This window comes from Micromonospora sp. NPDC050200 (genome assembly GCF_040656135.1).
GTDB lineage: Bacteria > Actinomycetota > Actinomycetes > Mycobacteriales > Micromonosporaceae > Micromonospora.
Genome location: NZ_JBFALG010000048.1, coordinates 1 through 25,743 on the forward strand (window position 1 = coordinate 1; position 25,743 = coordinate 25,743).

At 69.8% G+C, this 25,743-nt stretch carries 17 protein-coding genes and 4 pseudogenes; 7 read left to right on the forward strand and 14 right to left on the reverse strand.

Translation table 11 applies throughout. The annotated features are described in order from the left end of the window. From AB0I41_RS25985 to AB0I41_RS25995, 3 genes and pseudogenes are all read left to right on the forward strand, one after another. Positions 1–106 (forward strand): annotated as a pseudogene (locus tag AB0I41_RS25985) (electron transfer flavoprotein subunit alpha/FixB family protein); the annotation flags it as partial. Positions 107–261: 155 nt separating this feature from the next. Beyond that, positions 262–567 (forward strand): annotated as a pseudogene (locus AB0I41_RS25990) (hypothetical protein); the annotation flags it as partial. A 66-nt stretch (positions 568–633) separates the two neighbouring features. Further along, a complete protein-coding gene (locus AB0I41_RS25995; protein WP_357112595.1) occupies positions 634–1,404 on the forward strand; it encodes an integrase core domain-containing protein in 771 nt (256 codons plus the stop codon). A 124-nt stretch (positions 1,405–1,528) separates the two neighbouring features. Here the strand turns inward: AB0I41_RS25995 and dapB are convergent, their stop codons facing one another. From dapB to AB0I41_RS26040, 9 genes are all read right to left on the reverse strand, one after another. Further along, positions 1,529–2,299, reverse strand: coding sequence for a 4-hydroxy-tetrahydrodipicolinate reductase (dapB, locus tag AB0I41_RS26000; RefSeq protein WP_357112597.1), 771 nt, complete (start codon positions 2,297–2,299; stop codon positions 1,529–1,531). A gap of 4 nt (positions 2,300–2,303) precedes the next feature. Next, positions 2,304–3,203: a 4-hydroxy-tetrahydrodipicolinate synthase gene (gene dapA / locus AB0I41_RS26005; RefSeq protein WP_357112599.1), complete on the reverse strand. Its 900-nt coding sequence runs from the start codon at positions 3,201–3,203 to the stop codon at positions 2,304–2,306. Between the two features lie 11 nt (positions 3,204–3,214). Next, complete coding sequence (locus AB0I41_RS26010) at positions 3,215–4,042, reverse strand: amino acid ABC transporter ATP-binding protein (protein WP_357112602.1); 828 nt, start codon at positions 4,040–4,042, stop codon at positions 3,215–3,217. Next, entirely contained in the window at positions 4,039–4,758 is a 720-nt protein-coding gene (locus tag AB0I41_RS26015; RefSeq protein WP_357112605.1) for an amino acid ABC transporter permease, read from the reverse strand. The genes AB0I41_RS26010 and AB0I41_RS26015 overlap by 4 nt, the downstream gene beginning before the upstream one ends. 112 nt (positions 4,759–4,870) lie before the next feature. Further along, positions 4,871–5,713 (reverse strand): transporter substrate-binding domain-containing protein, encoded by an 843-nt coding sequence (locus AB0I41_RS26020; RefSeq protein WP_357112674.1) that lies wholly within the window; start codon positions 5,711–5,713, stop codon positions 4,871–4,873. A 37-nt stretch (positions 5,714–5,750) separates the two neighbouring features. Further along, positions 5,751–7,193, reverse strand: coding sequence for an aldehyde dehydrogenase family protein (locus AB0I41_RS26025; protein WP_357112608.1), 1,443 nt, complete (start codon positions 7,191–7,193; stop codon positions 5,751–5,753). Then, positions 7,190–8,710, reverse strand: a complete 1,521-nt coding sequence (locus AB0I41_RS26030) for an NAD(P)/FAD-dependent oxidoreductase (RefSeq protein ID WP_357112610.1) — start codon at positions 8,708–8,710, stop codon at positions 7,190–7,192. Before AB0I41_RS26030 ends, AB0I41_RS26025 begins: the two co-directional genes overlap by 4 nt. Beyond that, positions 8,595–8,906: a (2Fe-2S)-binding protein gene (locus AB0I41_RS26035; RefSeq protein ID WP_357112613.1), complete on the reverse strand. Its 312-nt coding sequence runs from the start codon at positions 8,904–8,906 to the stop codon at positions 8,595–8,597. The genes AB0I41_RS26030 and AB0I41_RS26035 overlap by 116 nt, the downstream gene beginning before the upstream one ends. Then, positions 8,903–10,108, reverse strand: a complete 1,206-nt coding sequence (locus AB0I41_RS26040; RefSeq protein ID WP_357112616.1) for an FAD-dependent oxidoreductase — start codon at positions 10,106–10,108, stop codon at positions 8,903–8,905. Before AB0I41_RS26040 ends, AB0I41_RS26035 begins: the two co-directional genes overlap by 4 nt. 74 nt (positions 10,109–10,182) lie before the next feature. On the opposite strand from AB0I41_RS26040, the gene AB0I41_RS26045 reads away from it, so the two are divergent. Then, entirely contained in the window at positions 10,183–11,133 is a 951-nt protein-coding gene (locus AB0I41_RS26045) for a LysR family transcriptional regulator (RefSeq protein ID WP_357112619.1), read from the forward strand. Between the two features lie 47 nt (positions 11,134–11,180). On the opposite strand, the pseudogene AB0I41_RS26050 reads toward AB0I41_RS26045, so the two are convergent. Then, a pseudogene (locus AB0I41_RS26050) lies at positions 11,181–11,312 on the reverse strand (IS5/IS1182 family transposase); the annotation flags it as partial. Between the two features lie 271 nt (positions 11,313–11,583). Between AB0I41_RS26050 and AB0I41_RS26055 the strand changes: the two are divergent. Both AB0I41_RS26055 and AB0I41_RS26060 read left to right on the forward strand, forming a co-directional pair. Then, positions 11,584–12,792 (forward strand): hypothetical protein, encoded by a 1,209-nt coding sequence (locus AB0I41_RS26055; RefSeq protein WP_357112622.1) that lies wholly within the window; start codon positions 11,584–11,586, stop codon positions 12,790–12,792. A gap of 556 nt (positions 12,793–13,348) precedes the next feature. Beyond that, a complete protein-coding gene (locus AB0I41_RS26060) occupies positions 13,349–14,416 on the forward strand; it encodes an integrase core domain-containing protein (protein WP_357112625.1) in 1,068 nt (355 codons plus the stop codon). Here the strand turns inward: AB0I41_RS26060 and AB0I41_RS26065 are convergent. Together AB0I41_RS26065 and AB0I41_RS26070 are read right to left on the reverse strand one after the other, a co-directional pair. Beyond that, positions 14,309–15,094, reverse strand: a complete 786-nt coding sequence (locus AB0I41_RS26065) for an AAA family ATPase (RefSeq protein WP_357112628.1) — start codon at positions 15,092–15,094, stop codon at positions 14,309–14,311. The two genes, AB0I41_RS26060 and AB0I41_RS26065, sit on opposite strands and share 108 nt — an antisense overlap. Before the next feature lie 343 nt (positions 15,095–15,437). Further along, complete coding sequence (locus AB0I41_RS26070; protein WP_357112630.1) at positions 15,438–18,188, reverse strand: BTAD domain-containing putative transcriptional regulator; 2,751 nt, start codon at positions 18,186–18,188, stop codon at positions 15,438–15,440. A 129-nt stretch (positions 18,189–18,317) separates the two neighbouring features. Here AB0I41_RS26070 and AB0I41_RS26075 point away from each other — a divergent pair, with 129 nt between their 5' ends. Next, positions 18,318–21,524: a LamG-like jellyroll fold domain-containing protein gene (locus tag AB0I41_RS26075; RefSeq protein ID WP_357112633.1), complete on the forward strand. Its 3,207-nt coding sequence runs from the start codon at positions 18,318–18,320 to the stop codon at positions 21,522–21,524. Positions 21,525–21,920: 396 nt separating this feature from the next. Here the strand turns inward: AB0I41_RS26075 and AB0I41_RS26080 are convergent. After that, positions 21,921–23,324 (reverse strand): annotated as a pseudogene (locus AB0I41_RS26080) (BTAD domain-containing putative transcriptional regulator); the annotation flags it as partial. Between the two features lie 111 nt (positions 23,325–23,435). After that, the gene (locus AB0I41_RS26085) at positions 23,436–25,739 is read right to left on the reverse strand and encodes a hypothetical protein (RefSeq protein ID WP_357112636.1); all 2,304 of its coding nucleotides are present in this window, start codon (positions 25,737–25,739) and stop codon (positions 23,436–23,438) included. Between the last annotated feature and the right edge of the window lie 4 nt (positions 25,740–25,743).

Below are 25,743 nucleotides of genomic sequence, written 5' to 3' on the forward strand. Positions count from 1 at the left end.
CAAGGACGGCGAGGCCCCGATCTTCGAGCTGGCCGACTTCGGCGTGGTGGGCGACCTGTTCAAGGTCGTGCCGCAGGCCGCCGAGGAGATCCGCAGACGCAGGTAATCGTCACGATCCCGAAATTGCCGCCGCGTGGGGAGCGGGCGGCGGCTCTCGCCGTGTCCCACCTCGCCGCGCCAGCGTGGCGCGTAGCCGGGCTCTGTTGCGTTGGGCGCGAGCAAGATCGAACACGGCTTGATCGGTACGGTCAGGCTGGACCAGTGAGGTCATCGTCTCGCGTTCGGTCCTGGTCACCGCCGAGGTCGGCGTTCGCCGGGCTCCGGTTCCCACCCGAGGTGATCGTTCTCGCGGTGCGCTGGTACCTACGGTTCAACCTCTCCTACCGCGACGTTGAGGAACTGCTGGCCGAACGTGGGGTCGAGGTCGACCACGTCACCGTGTTCCGGTGGGTGCAGCGGTTCACCCCACTGCTGGCCGACGCCGCCCGGTTGTGCCGTCACTCACCGGGAGACCGCTGGTTCGTCGATGAGACGTACGTGAAGGTCAACGGGGTCTGGCGGTACGTTTCGGCAGGCATACTGCTCCCCCGGGCATGATGACCGAACCTGCTGCTGCGATTGGCCTACCTAACGATGTCCCACACGTTCGCCCTGCTACGCCTGCTGCCGGCCAGCGACCGGGAAAAGGACGTGGAGATCCTTGCGCTGCGTCACCAGGTCGATGTGCTGCGACGGCAGCTCGATGGTCAACGGGTCCAGCTCATGCCCACCGACCGGGCCCTGATGGCCGCGCTACTGCACCCACTGCAACGGCAGACGCTGCGTCAGCTGCGGCTGCTGGTATGTGCGGACACCGTTCTGCGTTGGCATCGGGACCTGCTCGCCCGCCGACACGCCGCGCGTTCGCGACCCAGACTGTCGTTCCTCGGCACCGGCGACCCCCACGGCACACCGAGGCCGGCCGCCCTGTTCGACACCATCCTGTCCGACGCTGGCATCGAGGTCATCCTCACCGCTGTGAGGATGACCCACATGAACGCGATCATGGAACGGTGGGTGCAGACATGCCGCCGCGAATTGCTCGACCGCACCCTGATCTGGAGCCAGCACCACTTGCTGCACGCCCTCCACGAGTTCGAGCGCCACTACAACCAGCACAGGCCGCACCAGGGCATCGCCAACACCCGTCCGTTGCGTCCGCTCCCCACGCCGATCACCGAACCGGGAAGGGTCGAGCCTGGCCGTCCGCCGACGCGACCGCCTCGGCGGCATCCTGCACGAGTACCAACACGCCGCGTGACCTGCGCGGATGAATTTCGGCAGGCACAGGCGTTGGTAGATCTGACGGTCGAAGGTCGGGGCCGGCCGCCTTTCGATTCCTTCCCGCGCCGGCCGGTTGATTGATCGGTATTGATGGAAATGGTGGCCTTGATGCCGTGCTGGCGCAAGTGTTCCCGGTGGACCCGCGAGCCGTATGCCTTGTCAGCGGCCAACCCGCAGCCCACGTTGGGCACGGGGCTGACGGGCGTCAGAGGAGGCCGAGGTCATACAGGGAGCCGAGGCCCAGGTGCAGTCCCGGGGTTTTTCCGACCACCCGTACCGCCCGTAGAACCCCCGGAACGTACGCCACACGATCATGCGCGTCGAACCTCAGTCGCAGCACTTCACCGCCGCTTGCAAAGAGCACCGTTTGATGGAACACGAGCCCCTGCATCCGTACCGAGTGGACGGGCACGCCCTCGACCAGGGCGCCCGCCGCCTCCGGTGGGGGCAGGTCCGGGGTGGCGGGTGGCGAGCCCGCCGCGGCCCGTGCCTGCGCGATCGCCCGTGCCGTCTCTGTGGCAGTGCCAGAGGGTGCCTCGGCCTTCTTCTCGTGACTGAAATCGAAGATCTCGACCGACGTGAAGTACGGCGCCGCCATCGCCGCGAAGCGAGTGGCGAGTAGCGCGCTGAGACTGAAGTTCGGCACGACGAACGTGCCAAGACGTGGCTCGGTGGCATCCAACCAGGTACGCAGGGCCGACAGGCGCGCCTCATCGAATCCCGTCGTCCCGATAACGAGGTGCTTGCCGTTTTCGAGCGCCCACGTCGCGTTCCCCATCACCGCGTCGGGGTGGGTGAAGTCGACAACCACGGACGCCGGCTTTGCTCGCTCGCGGAGATCACCTCTCCCGAGCGCCGCCACCAACTGCAGGTCCGGGCTCGCCTCGATGGCGCGGCACACCAGGGCACCCATCCGCCCGTACGCGCCGAAGACAGCGACCGGTAGTGGAGATTGCTCCGATCCGACATCCGGCACCTCGCTACACCACCAGCGCCGGCGAGCAGTCGGCCTCCGTGAGCGCTTTGACCAGTAGGTTCCGCTCCTGCTGGCTCAGGCCTACCAGCGGCGGGCGGACCTGCCCGTTGCCCATGCCCATCGTGGCGAGCGCGGCCTTGGCGGACGCGGCCCCGGGGGCCAGGAACATCCCCTGGTAGATCGGGAGCAGCCGTTGATGCAGCAGACGGGCCCGCGCCACGTCCCCGGCTGTGTAGGCGTCAAGCAGGTCGCGCAACTCGCCGGCGGCCACGTGGCCCACGACGCTCACGAATCCGACGGCACCGACTGACAGCAGTGGCAGATTCAGAGCGTCGTCCCCGGAGTACACGGCCAGGTCTGTGTGGCTGATGACCCAGGAGGCCGACTCCAGGTCGCCCTTGGCGTCCTTCAGCGCCACGATCCGCTCGTGTTCGCCGGCGGCCGCCAGAGTCGACGGCTCGAGGGCGACCCCGGCCCGTTTGGGGATGTCGTACAACATGATCGGAAGTGTCGTGCTGTCGCCGATCGCCCGCAGGTGCTGCAGGATCCCGTCCTGTGACGGCCTGGAGTAGTACGGCGTGACGACGAGCAATCCGTCCGCACCCGCGGCTTCGGCCGCCCGAGCCAGCTCGATGCTGTGTCGGGTGTCGCTGGTACCCACCCCGGCGATCACCTTCGCCCGGCCGGCGACCGCCTGGACCACGACCTCGATCAGCTGTTGCTTCTCGTGGTCCGTGGTGGTGGTCGACTCACCGGTCGTCCCGTTGACGACCAGGCCGTCGTTCCACCCCGGCCTGGTCAACCACTGGGCGAGTTCATGCGCGGTGTCGAGATCGAGCCGGTGCTCGTCGTCGAAGGGGCTGACCATCGCGGTGATGACGGATCCGAATGCTGATGTGCTCATCGACGGCTCCTCTAGTGCGGGTCGTGTGCGGGCACCAGCGAGGCGCCGCCAGGCTGGGTGGACGGGAACGAGGAGTAGTGGAACCGGCGCAGGAAGGACTTGAGCGCGGTCGAGGACGGCGACTCCAGCACGGCCCTGGCTGGTCCCTGTTCATGCACTGTGCCGTTGCACATGAAGACGACCCGGTCGGCGGCCTCGTACGCGAAGCCCATCTCATGCGTGACGATCACCATCGTCGTTCCCTCATGGGACAGTTGCGCGACGACATCGAGGACCTCGGCCACCAGTTCGGGGTCGAGGGCGGAGGTCGGTTCGTCGAGCAACAGGCACTGGGGCTCCATCGCCATCGCGCGGGCGATCGCCACCCGCTGTTGTTCGCCTCCGGACATCTCGGGTACGGCCGCGTGCAGCCGGTGCCCGACTCCGACCCGTTCCAGCAGCTCGATGCTCAGTTTGCGCGCCGCGGCCTTGTCCATGCCGCGGACGACCCGCGGGCCCTCCATCACGTTCTCCAGCGCCGTCCGGTGCCCGAACAGGTTGAATTGCTGGAACACGAAGCCGAAGTTGGCCCGGCGGCGGGCCTCGGCCCGCGATTCGTGCCGCCGGTGGCTGCCCCCGATGGCGAGGACCTCGCCGTGCAGCGACACCGCACCCGCCTCGAACGGGTCGAGCAGACCCATGCAACGCAGGAGGGTGCTCTTTCCGGATCCGCTGGCTCCGATGAGCACCAGTGTTTCGCCGGAATTGACGTCGAGGGATATGCCGTCCAGGACCTTACGATCCCCGTACGACTTTTCCAGCCCTGTGACGCTCAGGACGGGAGATGGCGTCGAGTTCACGCGAATACACCTGCCTTCTGCTTCTCCGGCTTCAGCGTTCGCCTTTTCGCCGCACCGAACCGCCTGTTCTTCACCTCGAGCCGGCGAGCCAGCATCGACGATGGGATCACCATGGCGAGATACAGGAACGCCACCGTGGTGTAGATCTCAAGCGACCGGTACGTCGATGAACTGATCTGCTGCGCCTGGTACGTCAGTTCCGCCACGGTCAGCACCGAGACCAGGGACGTGTTCTTGAGTTGAATGATGCTCTGGTTGACCAGCGGCGGAACCATCCGCCGGAACGCTTGCGGCAGGACGACGCGCCGCATTCGCTCGCCGTACGTCATGCCGAGCGACAGCCCGGCGTCGGTCTGGCCCGGGTCGATCGACAGGATCCCACCGCGCACGATCTCGCCGTAGTACGCGGCCCCGTACAGGCTCAGGGCCATGACCGAGGCGACCGGCGCTGAGATGGAGAGACCGCTGAACAGCGGCAACGCGTAGTAGATCCAGACGAGCAGCACCAGCAGCGGGACGCCGCGGAGGACTTCCAGCACCATGGTTGCCGGTATCCGCAACCACAGCCGGGCGGAGAGCCTACCCATGGCCAGGAAGCTGCCCATGAGCAGTCCGAGCACGGCGGAGGTGGCGGTGTAGAAAATGGTCAGCCAAAGCCCGCTGACGAGCAGGTGCCAGTTGTCAGTGATCGCACTCCACTGCCAATCGTAACCCACGCAATTCTCCTTTCTTCTTATCGATGACTGGCCGGCGTCACGGGAATACTGTTTACCGCTGCACCCGTGGCGCGAGGGCGGTTTCCGTCAGCGGACTCAGTTGTCGATCGGGTCAGAGGACGGCGTTCTCCGGCAAATCCGCCTCGGTGATTCCGTACTCGGCGAGGTATTTCATGATCGAAGATCGCACAAATCCGGACGCGTTGAGGTTCCACACGACGGCGTCGACGGCGTGGAGCAGTGCCTGGTCGGCGCTGCGTGCCACCATCACGGCGCTCGGTGCGGCTACCAGCGGCTCAGGCACGACGACATGCGCGTTGAGATCCGTGCGGGACTTGACCGCCATCAGTGAGTTGAGCAGTGTGTTCGCCTGGGCGTCGGTCCGACCCGCCTGCAGGGCGAGCAGGCCCTTGTCGCGGCTGTCGAACATCACCGTCTGGGCGGTGGGAGCGAAGCGCTGGATGGGCTGCAGCGTGGAGTCGCCGGTCTGCGCTCCGATCTTCACGTCCTTGCTGTTCAGCTGGGCCCACTTGGACAAGTCGCGCTTTGAGCCGGCCACGATGAGGCTGAAGTAGTTGGTGTAGATCGGATGGGTCGTGTAGTCGACCACCAGGGAGCGCTTCCCGGTCGGCTGCGCGCCGATGGCCAGGTCGATCTTGTTGGTCTTCAGGTCCAGGGCCATGTTTCCCCAGGTCGTCTCGACCGGGACCGGCTTGAGCCCGAGTTCCTTGGCGATCTCCTGGGCGGTGTCGGCCAGGTAGCCATGCCACTCACCATTCGCGTCCTTGATGAAGCCGGGCTCCTCTCCCACGATCACGCCGTAACGGAGCTGCTTGGACGACTGCACCTTGGCCAGGCCGCTGTCTCCCGACGCCGCCGCCTGTGGACCCGCGGTGCAGCCGACGGCGCCGATCATCATCAGCCCGGCGGCGAGGAATGCAAACGCTCTCCTCATGAAAGTCACTTTTCCTCCGGAAGTTTCGGTTATGTAATCATCGAGCGAAAATACAGATGTTTTTCACCTGCGTATAGGTGCGGAGCGCCTCGAAGCCCTTCTCCCGTCCGTAGCCGCTGCTCTTGAAGCCGCCGAACGGGATCATGACCGAATCACCGCTGGTAAAGCAGTTGAGGTAGACCTGACCCGCCTGGATCCGGCGGGTCAGCCGCACGCCGCGCCCGAGATCGCGCGTCCAGACGAACGCGGCCAGGCCGTAGGCCGTGCCGTTCGCGATCGCGACGGCCTCGTCCTCCGTGGCAAACTTCACGACGCAGAGCACCGGGCCGAAGATCTCCTCGGATGCCACCGTCATTCCTGGGGTCACGTCCACGAGCACCGTGGGCTCGACATACCAGCCAGAGCCGAGATCGGCCCGGCTGGGGCGACCCCCTCCGGCAACGACCCGGGCGCCCTGCTCGACCGCGGCGGTGAGGTACCCCTCGACGCGTGCGCGCTGCGCCTCGCTGATGAGGGCACCCACATCGGGGTCCTCCCCGGCCGGCCCCACCGTGAACTTCTCCACCCGTCGCACCAGCCGGTCCACAAATTCGTCATGGACATCGGTGTGCACAACGGCCAGCGACGGCAGGTCACAGCTCTGCCCGTTGGCCTCCACAAACCCGCGTGCGAGCCGCCCGGCGACCTCGTCGAGGTCGGCGTCGGGAAACACCACCGTCGGCGACTTCCCCCCCAGTTCAAGGACACATGGGGTGATGTTCGCGGCCGCACTCGCCGCGACCGTGCGGCCGGTCTCGATCGAACCGGTGAAGGTCACCAGGTCCACGTCAGGGTGTCCGCTCAACGCAGCACCAGCCTCACCGCCGTAGCCGTGCACGATGTTGACCACGCCGGGCGGCAGCCCGGCCTCGGTGACGATCCGCCCCAGGACGGCCGTGTTGTACGGCGCCAACTCCGGCGTCTTGAGCACCACCGTGTTGCCCGCCGCCAGCGCGGCCGCGAGGCTACGAGCGGCCATGTTCAGCGGGAAGTTCCAGGCGTTGATCTGCGCACAGACCCCGTAGGGCTCACGGACCGTGAAGTCGATGACGTCAGGTCCGACGGGAATCTGCTCACCGTGCAGAGCTGTGGCGACGCTGCCGAAGAACTCGAAGTACCGGACTGCCACAGCCACGTCGTTTCGTGCCTGAGACAGAACTTTCCCACAGTCACGGGCCTCGTCGATCGCCAACCGTTCCGCCTGGCTCCGGATTCGGCGCGCCACCTCCTGCAATAGCCGGCCACGTTCCGTTGCCGAGACGTCACGCCAGACGTCCTCGTACGCCGCCCGCGCTGACGAGACGGCCGCCATCACATCGGCCGCCCGCGCCCGGGCAAACTGCCCGACCACCTCCCCGGTGGCGGGGTCATAGCTGGCGAAGTGCGCGCCCGCGCTGGCCTCGATCTCCTTGCCGTTGATCAAAAGTCCGAACGTGTTCATGGCATTCCTTTGCGAGTACTGGGCGGGCAGGATTCTGCGGCGTCGCAGACGGCGGCGACCGAGAGCGGGCGCACCGGGAAGCGGGCTCTCGGCGGGGCCAGCTGGCTGACGTCACATCCCCGACTGGCGAGAATGGCGGTCAGGACGGGCCCGCACACGCGCCCCTGGCAAGGACCCATACCCGCCCGGGTCCACAGCTTCAATCCGTGCAGGTCCTCGACACCATCGTCGAGTGCCCGGTCGATGTCCGCCCTTGTCGACTCCTGACAGCGGCACACCTGCGTGGACCCGTCATGCCAGCCGCTGATTCCCGTCCCGGGGGCGAACAGCATGTCCATTCCCCGGCGGAACACTTCCAGCCTGGCGATCCGGCGGCGTAGCACGCGGACCCGGCGTTCCCGGACCGGCCGGCCCGTCAGGTCCGCGGCGATCAGCAAGCCGGCCAGTCGCCCCTCGAGTTCCGCCAACTGCGCGCCGCCGACTCCGGCACAGTCCCCGACGGCCCAGACGTTCGCCGCCGTGGTACGAAGGCCCTGATCCCGCACCGGCCGCCAACTCTGGCGCTGCTGGTCCCATTCGATGTCCGCCCCGAGCTGGGACGCCAGGTCCGTGACCGAGGAAAAGCCGTGGCTCAGCAGGACTGCGTCACACTCCACCAGCTCCGGCGGCGCGTCGGCGAACGACCAGTCACGCCGCAACCGCCGCAGCCGGGCGCCGCGTACCTGGTCCTCCCCCACAATCTCCTGCACACCCACGCCCGTCCTGGGGAACACCCCTGCCCGGGCAAGGGACAGGAGGTGGCCGGCACCCTGCGCCAGCAACGGTGCGCCGGCGACAAGCCGCGCGGCATCCCGCCACCGGGACAGGCCCGGACAGGCTGCCTCGACCACGCGCACCACCTGGACGCCCGCCGAGACCAGCTGGGACGCGGCCGCGAGCAGCAGTGGGCCCGTTCCCGCCACGACCACCCGGCGGTAGGGGAAAAGGCCGCTACCTTTGAGGAACGCCTGGGCCGCGCCGACGGTCATGACGCCGGGGAGCGTCCATCCGGGGACCGGAATCACCCGCTCGGCTGCACCGGTGGCCAGCACCACCGCGCGCGTCCGGGTAATCATCGGCCCGGCCGGCGTGGTGAGGAACGCCTGCTGACCGTCACGGAAGCCGTGGCAGACGGTCCCGGGCCGGTAGGTGATCCCGGGGTGGAGCATCGGGTCGTGATGTCCGGCCGCATCGGGTCCGGCCTGCGACGAGCGGAGAAAACGCTGCCGGCCGATTTGGCCGCCGGGGCGCTGGTTCTCGTCGGCGAGCAGGACGCTCAAGCCCTGCCCGGCGAGTTCGGCCGCGACGGCGAGGCCAGCGGGCCCCGCGCCGACGACGAGTACGTCCCCCGCCCACTCGCTCCTAGCGATGCTCATCGGACAGCTCCTTGACCTGTGTGTCGATCCGCATCCCGGGAGCGACCGGAGTGATGCAGGCACGGACGCCCCTGATCCCGTCGACCGTGACGAGACACTCATGGCAGCTACCCATCCCGCAGAAGACCGCACGGGGTTCACCGCTCGGCCGGCTGGTCCGCAACGCGCGGCGCCCGGCGAGGGCCAGGGCGGCGGCGATCGACACCCCTGCCGGCACGTCGGTCAACGCTCCGTCAAGCAGCACGGACGTGGCCGGCGGCACGGCCCTAGAAGCGGAGGGGAAACGTGGTGAGGTCACCGAGCCCTCCTCTGGCTCTGCTGGGCGAGGCGGTCCGGGCTGAACGCTTCGAGCGCTTCGGCATGCAGGCTGTCCGGCACACTGCCCAACACGCAGGCGGCCACCAACTCGGCCGTGATCGGCGCCAGTCCGATCCCCTCGCCCTCGTGCCCGGTGGCGAGGATGTATCCGGGCAGCTCGCTCGCGGCGCCGATGACCGGCTTGTTGTCCGGGGTCCAGGGCCTCAGCCCAGCAAATGATCGAATCAGCTGCAGCCGCGCCAGATCAGGCATGAAATGGGCCGCCCGGGTCACGATCGCGGCGAAGATCCCGCCGTCCACGGTCGTGTCGTAACCGCAGAACCGCCGGCTGCTACCGAGCAGGATGTTGCCCCGATAGGTGGGTTCGGCCACGAAAGCGACCTCGGCCTGGGCCCCGTCTCCCGCTCCGGCCCGGTTCGCCATGTAGACAGCCTCGGTGACCGCACGCCGGACCAGGCCCGGCGCGGCCTCGGTCACGATCAGGACGCCCTGCCGGGGCCGCACGGGCAGTACGACCTGGCCGGAGGTGTCCAGCTGCGGTGACCACACACCCATGGCGTTCACGACGACCGGGGCGGCCACCAGTCCGCGGCTGGTCTCCACGCCCTCGACCCGGCCCTGTCGACCGATGACGAGTCGCCGCGCGTCCGCACCGGTCAGCACCCGGCAGCTGTGACGGCGCGCATCCTGCACCAGCCCGGCGATCACCGCGGGCGGATACACCGATGCGTCGTCGTAACAGTCGATCGCCCCGACCAGGTCACCCCGCAGGGCCGGCTCGCGGTCGCGAACCTCCGCCGGACCGATGTAGTCGGCCTTCACCCCGGCGGCCCGCAGCCATTCCAGTCGGTTCTGCGCCTGCTCGACCTGACCTGGATCGGTGAAGAAGACGAGGCTGCCCTGCTGTTCGAACCGGATGTCGACGCTCAGCTCGCTGGCCCAGCGGTGGTAATCCTCAATGCTTCGCTGGGTGAGGCGTACCGTCAGCTCGTCGTGCTTGGTCTGCACCAGCACGTTGCCGTCGCAGCGGGTCGACGTGCCGGCGCCGAGGCCGGTGCCCTCGACCAGCACGACGTCCACGCCACGACGTACGAGTGTGCGCGCCACCGCGCTTCCGATGATGCCGCCGCCCAGTACCGCGACGTCCGCGCTGGCGATCTGCCGGCTTGGCGAGTTCGTCATGTGCCCTACTTCACTCAGGGGTGTTGACGGAGAACCTATGCAGCCAGATGAACCAGGAGTTCTACACTCTCGGCATGAGTGATCCGGAACTTGTATCACCCAATGGCCACGACGAGCTCCGGCCGGAGGCGATACGGCTGGAGGATCTACGGGTCTTCATGGCCGTCGCACGATCCGGAAGCTTCCGGTCGGCGGCGAGCCAGATGTTCACCTCTCAGCCGACGATGTCCCGTTCGATCGCCCGGCTGGAGGGGCAACTCGGGGTCCCGCTCCTGGAGCGCGGACCTCGCGGCGTTCAGGTGACCACCCACGGTGAGGTGCTGCTCTCCGCCGCACGACGGGTCTTGACGGCGATGGCTGACCTGCGCCACGACGTGTCCACCCCCGGATCCAGCACGTTACGGCTCGGCGCCACCGCCACGTCGGCACGCACGATTCTTGCGCCCTTTTTGTCGCGATGGATTCCGGACCATCCAGACATCCACGTCACCGCGATCGAGGACAGCGAACGGCGGCTCCACTCGAGGCTGGAGAACGGCGACTGCGACGTCGCCATCATCTCCAGCCCGATCTCGCCGTCCCTCGACTCTCTCCACATCACCACTGTGCAGGTGATCGCACTGTTCCCGCCCGAGCACCGGATGTCGGGCACCGATGGCCCGGTCAGCGTGGTCGACCTCGCCGACGAGAGGTTGCTGGTCAACGGAGAAAGCTTCCCGTCGACAGGCCTGCTGATGCGGGCGATGGACGCCGCCGGCATCCAAATCAACGTGGTCTACGAGTGCAGCGCAGGACAGACGCTGGCGGCGATAGCCGAAGCAGGGCTCGGAGTCGCCGTCTTCGGCGATACCGCCGACCTACGCGGCTTCGCCCTGCGACGACATCAACTCCTCGACGCCGGCGGCAAGCCCCTGACCTTCGACCTCTACGCTGCCTGGATGCGCGACGGGGTACCCGCCCGCATCCGGGACTTCGCCGTGGAACTGGCAACATCGTTCCGGCCGGCAAGGCAGCGGTCGCACTGAGTAGCTGATCATCCCCGTCTCAGATTTAGAGCGACCGGCAATTGGTGTTACGTGAGCCTGCGGGTGGTGGGTCGGGTGTCCCAGCGGTAGAGGGTACGGGCGCGACGGATGAGTTGACGGACTGTGACGAAGCCTGCGGCCAGGTAAAGGTAGAAGTCGATGATGTTGGCGTTGCGGTCGGCGTCCCAACCCACATCCGCCAACACTTGGTGGCTGGCAGCGGCGAGCCCGGCGGTGTTGGCCGCTTGGCAGCCTGTGACGAACCCGACCGATGCCGACGCCGGGATCCCCAGTAGCTCCTTCAGCCACGCGCCAGCGGCAGCCTCGGCCGCGATAGCTGCCGGCGGCGTGACGGTGTTGGTCGCGATCTGGTCCCAACCGGCGGCGAGGATGCCGGCCGCGGTTGCCGCCAGCACCCACGCTGCGCTCGCATAGTGGAGAATCCGCCGCGTGCAACTTGACCTGAACAGCATCGACTGGGCGTCGTTGACGCACGCATACGGCAGCGCTGAGGACGTGCCCGGCCTCATCCGTGACCTGCGGTCGGCCGACGGCGAGGTCCGCAGCGCGGCGATGTACGAGCTGTACGGCAACATCTTCCACCAGGGCAGCCGCTACGAGGCCACTGCATACACAGTCCCGTTCCTGCTGGAACTGGTGGCCGACCCCACCGCGCCAGCCCGACACGAAGTCATTCACCTGCTCTCCAGCCTCGCTGTCGGTTACGGGCACTACCACCTGGCCACCGGCTTTCCGGTCACCGAATTGCGGAACGCCGTGGCCCAAGTCCCCGAGGAGACCTGGCAGCGCTGGTCGCAAGCGATGAAGAACTGGCACGACGTCGTCAGCACGGGGCAGAGACAGCCCATGCCGCTGGCCAAGGCCGAGCGGCGCCTGCTGGAGACCCGGCATGAGCTCGCCGCGTACGACGCCGTCCGGGCCGGCGTCCCGGTGCTGCTGAACTGCCTGGCAGACTCCGACGCCGAGGTGACCGGCGAAGCGATCCAGGCCTTGGCCTGGATCCCGGAGGAGAAGGACGGCATCCGCCCCGGACTCCTCGAAATCGCCTCAGACGACCAGCAGCCACTGCGGATAGCGGGAGCCGCGCTCGTCGCCCTGGGACTCGTCGGCGGTCCGTGTACACAGCCTGTGGCAGACCTGCTCGACCGACAGCTTGCAAGCACAGATTCCCACCTGAAGTGGTCGGCTGCTCTGGCGTGGGCGCTCCTGGCAGGGGAAGGGGCACCGAACTCTGCAGTAGCCGAACTCCGCTCGTGGGCGATCATCCGTAAACGGAACACCGAGCCGACCATCTGGGAAGCCCACCCCGCCGATGTGGCACTCGAAGTGCTCGACCGCGTCGCCGGGCCGGTGGCTGAGCAGGTGCGTTCGGACCTTGTTGCCGCGGTACTGGCCGACCAACCCGCGTCGAACTGGCACAACCATTTCAACGTGGTGCTGGATTACGCGTTTCCGCACATGGATTCGGACCACGGCCGCACCTTCGAGGAACTGACGGCGGCGCAGCGGGCAGTGGTCCTCTGGCTCACGCAGAATCCGCACGTGTTCGGCCCGTCGGGCCCGGCCGGTCCGCTCCGCCAACACGGCCTGCCGACGACCTACGAGGCGCTGCGCGCCTACGTTGGCGAGGACGGGTAGCAACACCACGTCAACGGCGCTAGCCCAAATTGGCGTGGCCTCAAGGTAGGCGATGAGGGACGCTCCAAACAGCGACGACAAGCGCACTATCTAATTAGGAGGCGGACCCACAGAGGGCAGCCGGACCGCCAGGCAACAGAATCGACGCTCGATGATTGATGTGGTGATCATCAACCCCAGCGCCCACTGGACCGGACCGGACGCCCCCGGATGGGACAAGGTCGTGCCCTGTCACTGCATGTAGCCCAGCCGGCGAAGTCACCAGTAGCCCGGTTTGGCCTCCGGTTACACCGGATGTACCAAGATGGGACTGTGCTCGTCGAACCGACGATGCTCCTCGTCCACAGTCCGCTCCTCACCCCGGCGATGTGGGACGCCCTGCGGCCGCACCTCGAAGCGGCCGGGTGGCACGTGGCGGTACCAGACTTCGCCCCCTGGTCGAGGCACCGTCCTACGCCGCGCAGCTCGCCCTGTGGGGTTCCGAAACCCTGCCACCGCAGCTGACCTGGCCGGCCGTATTGCCTGGCAGCGAACATGTCGGCCACCATCGATACTTGTGTCGCCCCGCCTGATCTACCTCGTGTTCTGCCGGATTGCCGGCTGGCTGGCCCTCCTCAGCCGGACCGACGCGGCCAAAGATGCCGAGATCCTGGTGCTCCGTCACGAAAACGCGATCCTTCGACGGCAGAACCCCACGCCGCGTCTGGACTGGGCCGACCGAGCGATACTCGCCGCCCTGATCAAGCTCCTACCTCGGCCATTGAAGGCGCATCGGCTCGTCACCCCAGCCACCGTCCTACGTTGGCACCGGCGGCTGGTCGCTCGCCACTGGACCTACCGTCATCGGCCCGGACGCCCACCGGTCGACCCGCAGGTGGCCGCTCTGGTTGAACAGATGGCCCGGGACAATCCCGGCTGGGGCTACCAGCGCATCCAAGGTGAGCTACTCGGCCTCGGTCACCGCGTCGGCGCATCCACCATCCGCCGAATCCTCAAACGGCTGGGCATACCACCAGCGCCGCTACGCCATGATCACACCACCTGGCGACGCTTCCTGCGCACCCAGGCGTCGACCGTCCTCGCTTGTGATTTCTTCCACGTGGACTGCGCGCTCACCCTCCAACGCCTGTACGTGTTCTTCGTGATCGAGGTCGGCAGCCGGTACGTGCACATCCTCGGCGTCACCGCCCACCCCGACGGCGCCTGGACCATCCAACAGGCTCGCAACTTGCTGATGGATCTGGGCGAGCGCGCCGACCGGTTCAATGTCCTCATCCGGGACCGGGCCGGTCAGTTCACCGCGCCCTTCGACACCGTGCTGGCCGATGCCGGCATCACCGCGTACAAGATCCCACCACGCAGCCCGCGAGCCAACGCCTACGCGGAACGATTCGTGCTCACCGCCCGCAGCGAGGTCACCGACCAGATGCTCATCTACGGTGAACGGCACCTACGCCGAACACTCGACGAGTACGCAAGGCACTACAACGGGCGGCGTCCCCATCGCGCCCTGCAGTTACAGCCCCCACAGTCCGACCGACCCGTCATCGACCTGTCCAAAGAGCGGATCAAACGCAGACCCGTCCTCGGCGGACTCATCAACGAGTACGAACGAGCCGCGTAGAAAGCCCAGCTCAGGCTCGGTGACAGGGTAATGGAACCCCGCAGGCCGCCGCGAGGACAGCCGCACCACCGGCGTATCCGCGGGCAGGTCCTCCGGCCGGTACGTAACGAGCAGCCCTGGGCGAGAGCTGTACCGGGCAACCGGACGCGTGACGAGGAACAGCAGGAACTCCACGGTGGCCTCATCCGCCCAATGCGCGTCCTCTAGAACCAGTACTGCGATGCGTAGCCGGTCCAGCAGCTCCACCAACGCGCGGAACAACCGGTGCCGCGCCGCACGCGGGTCATCGAGCGGTTCCGGCGGTGGCGGCAGGTCCGCTGCCCACTCGGGAAAGAATGGGCGCAGCGTCCCAGCCAGCGCGCTCAGCCCAAGACCCGCAACCGTTTCGGTCGCCTGCCGTATCGCATCCAACAACGGGCCAAGCGTGTCCGGCTCACGAAACGGCGGACACACCGCGACCAGAACCCGCCGCGCCCGCACCGCCGGAGACGCCAGAAACTCCAGCACCAGACGACTCTTACCGATCCCGGCCTCTCCCTCGACCAAGACCAGAGCCGAGGACTGCGCCATCGCCTGCGCCAACGCGGTCAGCTCCCTGGCACGACCCACAAAGGCCGGCGAAGCCAACCGGGGGAACCGCGCGGCACCGTCACCGCACGTACCGGCTGAACCCGACATCACAGGGCCCCTCGGTCTAGATCAAATATACGCCCTTGATTCTTTATGTCCCTGCCTCATTGTCAACCAGCCCGAACGCCCAAGATCGTGGCCAGTAGCGGCAACAAATCCTATTTGTGGTGATTGGTGTGAAACCTAGCTGATGCCTGTAGAGGGTGCGTACGCGGGCAGCATCGCCACGCGGCCGGGAACGGGCCGCCGGGGGAACCGACTGGGTACGCATCTCGGCGCTCTACGAGGCGCTCGCCCGCTGGAAGACACCAGCCGAAGCCTCGACGAACACCTACGATCGCTCCAACAACCTCGTGTTGCGACGACCGGTTGAATCCGCGCTCGATCTTCGCTACGGAATCATCGTGAAGTCGCCGCGAAGTCGGGCGTGTACCTCTGCCGCCTTGGACAGGCCCAGGTCGTCGAGCATGGTGGCGGCCCGGAGCCAGGCGGCGCGGGCGCGATCCTGGTCGCCGGCGGCCCGGAACGTGTCGCCCAGCTGGACCAGGGTCTTGGTCTCGTTCGTACGGTCGCCCAGCTCGCGGAAGACCCCGAGCGCGCGCTCGTACGCCTCGACGGCCTGCGCGTGGTCGCCGCGCCGCTGGTGGACGTAGCCGAGGCTGTCCCAGGTGACGGCCCCGCCGAAGCGGTCGCCGGCGGCCGCCAGCAGCTCCAGCGCCTGTCCGCAGTGCTTGATCGCCCGTTCGTAGCGGCCGAGCAGGGCATATTGCCAGCCGACCGTGTTCAAGGCGTTGGCCTGCATCGTCGCGTCGCCGAGCTGCCGGTAGAGCGCCAGCGCCTGCTGGGACTGGGCGAGCGCCTCCAGGTTCCGGTTCTGCTTCTCGAGCAGCCAGGACAGGTTGCCGTGCACCTCCGCCCGCCCGGTACGGTCGCCGATCTGCTGGTAGAGGGCGAGTGCCTGGCGCAGCTGGGCGTCGGCGTCCGCGTACCGGGTCAGCCGCGTGTACGCCCGGGCGAGGTTGCGGTGGGTGTGCGCCTGGCCGCTGTGGTCGCCGAGCCGGCGCGCGGCCTCCAGGGCGGCGAGGTGCGACGCGACGTAGTCGTCCCAGTGCCCCTGCCGGTCGAAGAAGGTGGCGAGCGTCCATGCCAGCTGCCAGGCGTGGGTGGGGAAGTCGCCGGCCGCCCGCTCGATCAGGTCGACCAGGGCCGCGTACTCGGCCGTGAACCACGCCATCGCCTGCTGATGACCGGGAAACTCCTCCGGTGCCACGCCGGGACCGGGCGGCAGCGGCGTGATGGGGTCGCGCTGCGGGTTCAGCAGTCGGTCGGCGGCGAGTGCGGTGTGCAGGTAGTGGTCGAGCAGGCGCTGCCGCGCCGCGTGGAGCTCATGCTCGCTCTCATCGTCGGCGAGTTCCGCCGCGTACCCGCGAAGCAGGTCGTGGAAGGTGTAGCGGCCGAGGACCCGCTCGGTCAGCAGGTTGGCCCGGGTCAGCTCGACGACGGCGCGGCGGGCCTGCCGCCGGGGAAGACCGGCGAGGCCGGCCACGGCGGGCACGGTAACGTCCGGCCCGGGGTGCAGGCTCAGCAGGCGGAAGACCCGCGCGGCGTCGGGTCCGAGCATCTGGTACGAGGCGTGCAGCACCGCGCGCAGGTCGGTGCCGGGGGCGCCGCCGTCGAACAGGTCCAGCACGTCCGCCCGGTCGGTCAGCTCCCCGGCGATCGCGGTGAGCGGGAAGTCCGGGTGGTTGGCCGCGCGGGCGGCGACGACGGCCAGGGCCAGCGGCAGCCGCGCCGAGGCGGTGATGATCGCGCGCACTGCCTCGCTCTCGGCGGCGACCCGGGCGGCGCCGAGCCGGCGCACCAGCATCTCCCGCGCCTCGTCGTCGGACGGAAGATCCAGTCGCGTCTGGTACGCGCCCTCGGCGGCAACCAGGCCGGTGAGGTCGGCGCGGCTGGTCACCACCACGAAGCAGCCGGACGTCCCGGGAAGCAGAGGGCGGATCTGCTCGGCGTCACGGGCGTTGTCCAGCACGATCAGGACTCGCTTGCCCGCGATGATGCTGCGGTACAGGCCCACCTGTGCCTCGACGCTGAACCCGAGACGCTCGGGCGGCACGGCGAATGCGTCGAGGAAGCCTCGGACGGCCTCGGCCGGCTCGACCTCGCCGCCGCCGGTGTCGAACCCGCGCAGGTTCACGTAGAGCTGTCCGTCGGGGAAGAGGTGCCGCACACGATGGGACCAGTGCACCGCGAGGGTCGTCTTGCCGACGCCCGCCGTGCCCACGACCGCGGCGATGCGGACCGATGCGCCGGCGTCGCCGAGCAGCGCGTCGAGACGGGCCAGCGGCTCGGCCCGCCCGGCGAAGCTGAGCAGGTCGGCCGGAAGCTGGCGCGGAATCGGGGAGGCGTCGTCCGTAGCCGGCGTGCCCTGCAGGACCTGCAGCCGTACCTCCTGCAGTTGGGCACCCGGCTCGACGCCCAGCTCGTCGGCCAGCCCGTCGCGGAGCGCCGCGTAGACCTCCAGCGCCTCGGCGGTGCGCCCGGCCCGGTGCAGGGCGGTCATCAGCAGCCCGTGCAGACCCTCCCGGAAGGGGTGGTCCCGGGTCGCCTGCACCAGCTCACCGACCACCTCGGCGTGCCGCCCGGCGGCGATCTCCGCCTCGAACAGCTCCTCCAGCACGGCCGACCGGCGCTCTCGCAGCGCCGGGGCCACCCGGCTCAGCAGTGACTCCGGCGTGCCGCCCACGACCGGCCCGGACCACATCGCCAGCGCCGAGCGCAGCCCATCGGCCAGCCGCGCCGCGTCCCCGGCTCCGGTACGCCGGGCCTGCTCGACCGCCTCGGTGAAGTCGTCGAGGTCCAGCTCGCCGGGGCATACGTCGATGAGATAGCCGGGCGGGCGCCGCACGATCCGGTCGGCGCCCAGAAGCTTGCGCAGGCCGGAGACGTGCACCTGAAGCTGGCCCCGCACGGTCGGCGGCGGGTCGTCCCCCCAGACCAGGGCGATGAGGCGCTCCTCGGAGACCACCCGGCCGGCCTCCAGCAGCAGAGCCGCCAGCACGGCCCGGGGCTTCGGGCCACCCAGCGGCAGGGACACGCCGTCGCGGTCCACCGCCACCGGTCCGAGCACGCGGTAACGCACCGGACGATCATGCCAGCGCAATCATCCTCAATTGATCGATGTTCGCCGACGTTCACCTCATGTTCGCCGTCCGTTGCCGGTTAAGCAGATTGAAAGCGCCGGCAAAGCGCCAGTCCCTAGCCTGGCGCGGTGCCTCGCCTTCTCCCCGCGTTCCTCACCGTTCTGCTGGCCTCCGCTCTGACCGGGTCCCCGGCCGTCGCGAGCGGCACCGCCACCTCGCCGTCCCCGGTCGGCGCGGAACAGGTCCTGTTCCGCAGCGGCACCGGCGGCTACGGCTGCTTCCGCATCCCCGCGCTGGTCCGCACCGGCTCGGGCGCGCTGCTCGCCTTCGCCGAGGGCCGCAAGTCCCCGTCCTGCTCCGACCGTGGTGACATCGACATCGTGATGCGCCGGTCCACCAACGACGGCCGCACCTGGGGCCCCATCCAGGTGGTGCTGGCCGGGTCACCCTCGGATTCGTCCGCGCCGGCCGTCCGGGGCAATCCGGCGCCGGTCGTGGATGAGACCACCGGCCGGGTGCTGCTCGTGTCGACCTCCGGAAACCAGACGCCGACTGGCCGCCGGCTGCCGTGGGTTCAGCACAGCGATGACGAGGGCCGGACGTGGAGCGCCGCCCGGCCCCTGGACGTAAACTTCGCCGGCACGCCCGACGGCTGGTTCGCGACCGGCCCGTCGCACGGCGTTCAGCTGCGCGGCGGGCCGCACTCCGGCCGGCTGGTCGTCGGTGCGCACCAGATCACCGGAGGGAAGGCGTACCCGGGGGTGCTCTACAGCGACGACGGGGGCGGCACCTGGTCCGCCAGTGCCGTGCTGTCGCCGACGGCGCTGAGCGTCGGCGAGATCTCCGTCGCCGAGCTGCCCGGCGGAGCCGTCTACGCGGCGGCCCGCAACGACGCCGACGAGAGCAACCACCGGGCGTACGCGATCAGCACGGACGGCGGCACGACGATGCCGGCCTTCACCGCCCTGCCGTCGCTGGTCTCCCCCGACGTGCAGGGTGCCGTCCTGGCACCGCGGGCGTTCTACCAGTCCACCCCGGGCGACACACTGCTCTACACGGGCCCCGCCAGCCCCACCGACCGGCAGGTCATGCAGGTGCGTTACTCCGTCGACGGCGGCCGGACCTGGGCGCGCGCGCCGGGCGGGCAGCTCACCGACCAGCGGGCCGGATACTCCGACCTGGCCGAGATGGGCGGCGGCGAGATCGGCGTGCTCTACGAGGGCGGCACCACCTTCTCCGCCGACGAGCTGCGGTTCAACCGGTTCTCCCCGGCCGCGCTGGGCATTCCGGGCACCTTCACCGGCTCGGTCTCGGCCCAGCAGTCCACGCCACCGGGACGGACCACCCCGGACACCTCGGCCCAGGCGAACGACGCGTACCTCACGGGCGACGCGACGGTCGCCGCGCAGAGCCTGGTGCTGGACGGTGCGGGCGACTACGCCGAGGTGCCGTACGCCCGCAGCCTCGACCCGGGCGCCGCCGACTTCACCATGTCGCTGCGATTCAAGCACGCCGCGACGGCCGCGACACCGCAGCGTGCGCTGCTGTGGGCATACGGCACCGGAGCCGGGGTGCCACAGGTATGGGTGCGGCTGCAGCCCGCGCAGGACCAGGCCTATGCCTGGGTGCAGGGCACACAGGGCGGTGCCGCGGTCGCGCTCAAGGACGGCTCCGCGGCGGCGGCCTTCGGTGACGATGCCTGGCACCAGCTCACGCTGACCCGCTCGGGCGGGCAGATCACGCTCACCGTGGACGGCACGCTGACCGCCTCCGCCACGGGCATCGCGGGCCCGGTCGCCGGCGCAGCGCCGAGCGGGATCCGGCTGGGCGCGAAGCAGGACGGCACGGCCAGCGACGCCTTCGCCGGTTCCCTGGCCGACGTGCGGCTGCCCGGTGTGGTGCTGCCCTTCGCCATCGTGGACACCGCCGTGACCCCGGCCCGGGTCCGGGTGACGCTCAGCGACGACGTCTCCGGCCACTGCACGGCGGCGACGCTGCTCGGTGGCTGGCGCACCGTCACCACGGGCCTGAACGGCACGGCGGCGCTGACGGTCGACGCCACGCATCCGGGCGCCGAGTCGCCGTACACCCCGGCGCTGGACGTCGGCGGCGGCGACTTCACGTACGCCACCTGGTTCCGGTACACGGGGACGGCGAACCAGGCGCTCATCTGGGCGTACGGCGCCACGAGCGGCAAGCGGGCGCTCTGGGTCCGCGCCCAGCCGGGCCAGGACCGCGTCTACGCCTGGGTGCAGACCGACAAGGCGACGGTGTCGATCCCGGTGCCGGACACGTCGGCCGCGGCCGGCTTCGGCGACGGCGCCTGGCACCTGCTGACCGTGCGGCGCAGCGGCGACCAGGTCCGGGTGGGTGTCGACGGCGCGAGCGCGGTGGCGTCCGGGCTGACCGGCTCCCTCACGGCGAACCCGGCGGACGGGCTGCTGGGCCTGCGCCTGGGCTCCAAGCCGGGCGGCACCGACATCATGCAGGGCGCCGTCGACGAGTTGCGGCTGTACCGGCGGGCGCTGTCGGACGCGGAGCTCACCTCGGCGGTGGCCGCGAAGTACCCGGCGGACCTGCCGTCGGTGTGGTGGTCGTTCGACGGCAACTTCACGACCTACCACGACGTTGTCCGGCCCGCACCGGACGGCCCGGCGACCCCGGACCACTCGGCCCGGTGCAAGCACGCATACGTACGCGGCGGGGCGACGCTCACCGCCGGGCGGTACGGCAGCGCGCTGGCCTTCGACGGCGTCGACGACGCGGTGCAGCTCGCCCACGGTGCACCGCTGGCGCTGGGTGACCGCGACTTCACGGTCGCCACCTGGCTGCGATACAGCGCCGCGAGCGGCCGCGACCAGGTCGTCTTCTGGGCGTACGGCGTCGGCGCGACCGAGCGGGCACTGTGGTTGCGTGCCCAGCCCGGCAAGGACCGGCTGATGGCGTACGCGCAGACCGACGTGGGGCCGGCCGGTGTCGCCGCGCTCGACGCCTCGGCGTCCGTGGCCTTCGGCGACAACGCCTGGCACCACGTCGCGCTGACCCGCGCCGCGGGCGTGCTCTCGCTCAGCGTCGACGGCAAGGTGCTGTCCTCGGCGCCGATCTCCGGGTCGCTGACCTACGGCGACACGTTCGAGGTGGACGGCCTACAGCTCGGCGCACGGCTTGACGGCGTGGACCGCCTGGCCGGGGCGCTCGACGAGGTCCGGGTCTTCGACCGCGCGCTGTCCGACGAGGAACTGGCCCGGGTGCGCGACAACGCCGACCTGGGGTCGCCCACCGTGCTGCGGCTGCCGTTCGAGGTCGTGTCCGCCACCGGATACCCGCGGATGTGACCGTGCTGCGGGGACGAGCGCGGGCAGCGACCGGGCGTAGCGATGGACCAGATCGTGCATCCGATAGCGGTCGCGTCCCGCTGGGTGCAGCAGGTTCGCCGCGACCAGCGCCCGCAGCCGTCGCCGCGTCGCGGCCGGGTCGTCGCCGGGATCGGCGGCCTCGGCCGCGGCGCGCGTGAACTCGGGAAGTGCCAGCTGGCCGAGGCGCCGAAAGAGTCGGCGCTGCTCGGACGGCAGTCGCGCGTAGGAGGCGGCCGCGGCGGCGCTGAACGAGTTGTCCGGCGCGCCGTCCAGGCTCAGGGCCTCCAGCACCCCGTCCCAGACGAGATCGGCCACCGCCGGGCGCAGCGGGCCGCCACCGCGGACGGTGATGTTCGCGGCGGCGATGCGGGCCGCCAGCGGCAGGCCGCCGCACATGCCGGCGAGGTCCGCGGCCGCCTCGGGATCGGCGTCGACCGATGCGGCGCCCAGTTCGGCGCGGAGCAGCGTGACCGTCTCCGCGATCGGCAGCGGGCCGACCGGGACGCTGACGGCGCCGTCGTGGACGACCAGGTCATCGAGCCGGTACCGGCTGGTGACCACGACGACGGCGCGGTTGCCGGGCAGCAGCGGACGGATCTGGTCGGCACTCGTGGCGCCGTCGAGCAGCAGCAGCACGTGGCGCCCGGCAAGCAGCGAGCGCAGCAACCGGGACCGTTCCTCCACCGTCTCCGGCAGCCGGTCGGCTGCCGCGCCCAAAGCTCGCAGCATCTGCGCCAGCGCCTCGGCGGCCGGCAGCGGCGGGCGGTGCGGGTGGAAGCCGTGCAGGTCGACGTGGATCTGGCCGTCGGCGAACAGGTGGCGCACGTCGTGCGCCCAGCTCGTGGCGAGGGCCGTCTTTCCCACACCGGGCAGGCCGTGCAGGACGAACAGGCGTACCGACGGGTCGTCCTCCGCCGCCCACCGCCCGGCCGCAGCGGAGAGCTCCGCGTGTTCGCGGTCGCGGCCGACGAGAACAGCCGGCGCGGGCGGCAGCTGGGCCGGTGCGAGCCACACCGGGTCGGTGGCCGCCCCCGGCAGAACATCGGTAGCGGGGTCGTTGCCGCGCAGGATGCTCTGGTGCAGGTCGCGCAGGCGAGGGCTGGGGTCGATGCCCAGCTCCCTCGTCAGGTGCACGCGGATCGCGGCGTACGCGGCCAGCGCCTCCGGGGTGCGCCCGGCCTCGTGCAGTGCCCGCATCAGGTGCAGGGCGAGCCGTTCCCGGAACGGGTGCTCCTGCACGAGCCGGCCGAGGTCGCCGATCAGCCCCTCGGCCCGGCCCAGTTCCAGCTCGGCGTCGGCCAACTGCTCGTACGCCGTGAGCCGCAACTCCTCCAGCGCGGCGCCCTCGCTGTGGATCAGCGGCTCGGCGGCACCGCCGAGTGCCGGGCCGGGCCATCGGGAGAGGGCGTCGCGCAGATCCCGGGCAGCCGGCTCGGCACGTCCAGCGGCGAGGTCGGCCGCCGCCCGCTCCAGCGCGGCCCGGACGACGTGCAGGTCCAGCTCACCGGGCTCGACGTGGATCTGGTAGCCCGGCAGCTTCCGGCTGATCTTCCCCCGGCCGACGACCTTGCGCAGGCCGGACATGTAGACCTGCAGTTGGGCACGCCCGTTGGCGGGCCAGTCGGTGCCCCAGACCAGGCCGCAGAGCTGGTCGTCGGAGACGACTTGGTTGGCCCGCAGCAGCAGGGCGGCGAGCAGGGAGCGCTGTTTCGGCCCGGCCAGCGCCCGCGGACCCTCCGGCCCGATGACCGCCACGGGCCCCAGCAGCACGTATCGCATCTCGTTCACTCCAGCAGTCGATGATCGACTGGAAGCTTATGGAGTGGCGCTTCGAAAACACTTCGAAAGGCCGGGCGGGAGAACAGGCCCGCCCGGCCGCCGATCAGGCCGTCATAGGTTGTCGAGCGACCGGTCGTAGACCCGTACCGACCCATTGCCGTTGCGGAACACGATCGCGAAACCCTGGCTGGTCCCGAGTGAGTACGGCGCGACCGTGGGGTCGTTGGCCGCCGCCTCGCCCGCCGCCGGGATCGACTCGTGCCAGGAACCCCAGGTGTTACTGCCGACCGAGGTCTCCCAGAGCTGGTAGACGTGCTTGTCGTCGGCCCCGCGCACCACCACCGCGATCCGGCCGAGCTGCGGGTCCACGATGGCCGCCGGCGCGCCTGTCGCGGTGAAGGTGGCCGGCGCCTCCTCGGTGCCGAAGGAGCCGATGCTCGTCCAGTCCGCCGACCAGACGCCACCGCTCTCCTGGACCTTGGTGACGATGGTGTTGTCGGCGCCGCGGGCGAATGCCTGGAGCACGTAGCCCGGGCGGACCACGACCGCGGGCTGGCTGAGGCCGGCGCCGCCGAGGCTGGTCCAGCCGGAGACCGACCCGTCGTCGTAGAGCTCGACCGTCCAGACGGCGCCCTCGGTGTCCACGCCGAAGACGCGCACGCCGTCGCGGACCTTGACCGCGGTGACCTGCCCGGTCAGGTTCTGGTCGCCGAGGTTGCGCCAGGCGGGGGTGCCGTCCTGCTCGTAGGACCACAGCTTGCCGTCGACGTCGACGGCGAGCTGGGCGAGCACGCCGCTGCCGAGCCTGATCGCGGTCGGCGGCGTCGCCATCGACCCGCCGAAGTTGGCCCACGCGTTCCAGGTCGCGGAGCCGGCCGCGGTCTGAGTGGCGGACCAGACGTTGCTGTCGGTGTTCTGCGCGGTCACCTGCAACCGGCCGTCGGAGGTCTCGGCCAGCGCGGGCTGCCCCGTGAACGCCTCGTTGCCGGAGATCACCGTCCACTCGACGTAGCCGAAGTTCTCCGGGTACGGCTGGTTGCCGGTGACGACCCGGCCGCCGTCGTCGACGTACGCGTACTTGATGACGCCGGCGGTGGCGCCCGCGACCGGGGCCATCTGCATCACGCTGACCCGGGTGCTCTTCGCGATCGGCACCTGCGGGATCGTGTCGGCGTACCAGCCCTGGAGGTCGACGATGAAGTGGATGGTGCTGCCGCTGCCGTTACGGAAGCGGATCTTGCCGTCGGTGCCCGGCTTGACGATCATCCCCTGCGACCGCCAGGCGCCCGCCTTGAAGTCCATCAGAGTCAGCGACGCCTCGGTCTGGCCGACCGGCCACGCCTTGAGGTACCCGGCCGCCTCCGGGGTCACGGTGACGCCGAGCTGCGCGCCGGCGACGCCCCTGGTCGGCAGGCCGTTGGTTCCACTGACCTGCACGTCGACGGTGGCTCCGGCGGCCAGCGGCAGGCCGGCGCCGGCGGTACGGGTGTTGAGCAGCCGCTTGCCGACGTTGTGATATCCGGCGCCCTGCGTCGGGCTGGCCGACCAGTAGCCCTCGACGTGCATCATCAGGTCCACCGCAGCGGGGCCCTTGTTCGTGACGGTCACCTTGCCGTCGGCCGAGAGCTTGAGCGGCGCGAACGTGTGCGTGGAACCGCTCTCGTAGTTCATCAGCGGCCGGGCGGTACCCCCGGCGGGCGCGACGGCCAGCCAGCCGGCCGTCGTGGCGTTCGGTGTCGCCACGTTGACGGCCGCGGCGGCGGCGCCAGCCGGGATCACCCCGCCGGTGAGCGTGATGGTGCGGCTGGCGCCGGCGGCGAGGGCGCCGGCCGAGGTGCCGGTGCCGCTGCGGGTGTCGATGAGCCGGGCGTGCTGCAGCGGGACGAACCCGCCGCCGGTGCTGCCCAGCGACGACTTGAAGTAGCCCTGGACCTCCACGACGATGCCGGTCTTACCGGCGTTGTTGAAGACGGCGATCTTGCCGTTGTCGCCGACGTCGACGGCGGCCATGGTGGAGAGGTCCTCGCCCGTGCCGACCGACAGCGTGGTCGTCACCGGCTTGGTCTGACCGTCCGGCCACATGATCAGGAAGGTCGGCGCCGTTGGTGCGAGCGTCGCGATCCGCACCATGACCGAGGAGACGCCGGTCGCGGGCACACCGCCGGCGCCCAGCACCGGAAAGACGGTGGTGCTGGCCGCGCCGCGCACGCCGGTCGCGCCGCCGGTGCCGTCCCGGGTGTCGAGCACCTTGGACACGCTGGACAGCGGGACGTAATCGCCGCCCTGGCCGGCCGCGTCGGCGTGCGCGGCCGGCGCAGTCGGCGTGAACGCGACCGCGGCAGCCGCGAGCAGGGCGGCGAGGACGAGACGGGCCGGGCGCCGGGCGCCGGGCGCCCGGCGATCATGGTTGAACAACAGG

Excerpts from the sequence above, each read along its gene's own strand:
- AB0I41_RS25995 (WP_357112595.1), top strand. The coding sequence starts at position 634 with ATGTCCCACACGTTCGCCCTGCTACGCCTGCTGCCGGCCAGCGACCGG.
- dapA (WP_357112599.1), bottom strand. The coding sequence starts at position 3,203 with ATGAGCACATCAGCATTCGGATCCGTCATCACCGCGATGGTCAGCCCC.
- AB0I41_RS26020 (WP_357112674.1), bottom strand. The coding sequence starts at position 5,713 with ATGAGGAGAGCGTTTGCATTCCTCGCCGCCGGGCTGATGATGATCGGC.
- AB0I41_RS26025 (WP_357112608.1), bottom strand. The coding sequence starts at position 7,193 with ATGAACACGTTCGGACTTTTGATCAACGGCAAGGAGATCGAGGCCAGC.
- AB0I41_RS26030 (WP_357112610.1), bottom strand. The coding sequence starts at position 8,710 with ATGAGTGTCTCGTCACGGTCGACGGGATCAGGGGCGTCCGTGCCTGCA.
- AB0I41_RS26040 (WP_357112616.1), bottom strand. The coding sequence starts at position 10,108 with ATGACGAACTCGCCAAGCCGGCAGATCGCCAGCGCGGACGTCGCGGTA.
- AB0I41_RS26045 (WP_357112619.1), top strand. The coding sequence starts at position 10,183 with ATGAGTGATCCGGAACTTGTATCACCCAATGGCCACGACGAGCTCCGG.
- AB0I41_RS26065 (WP_357112628.1), bottom strand. The coding sequence starts at position 15,094 with ATGTCGGGTTCAGCCGGTACGTGCGGTGACGGTGCCGCGCGGTTCCCC.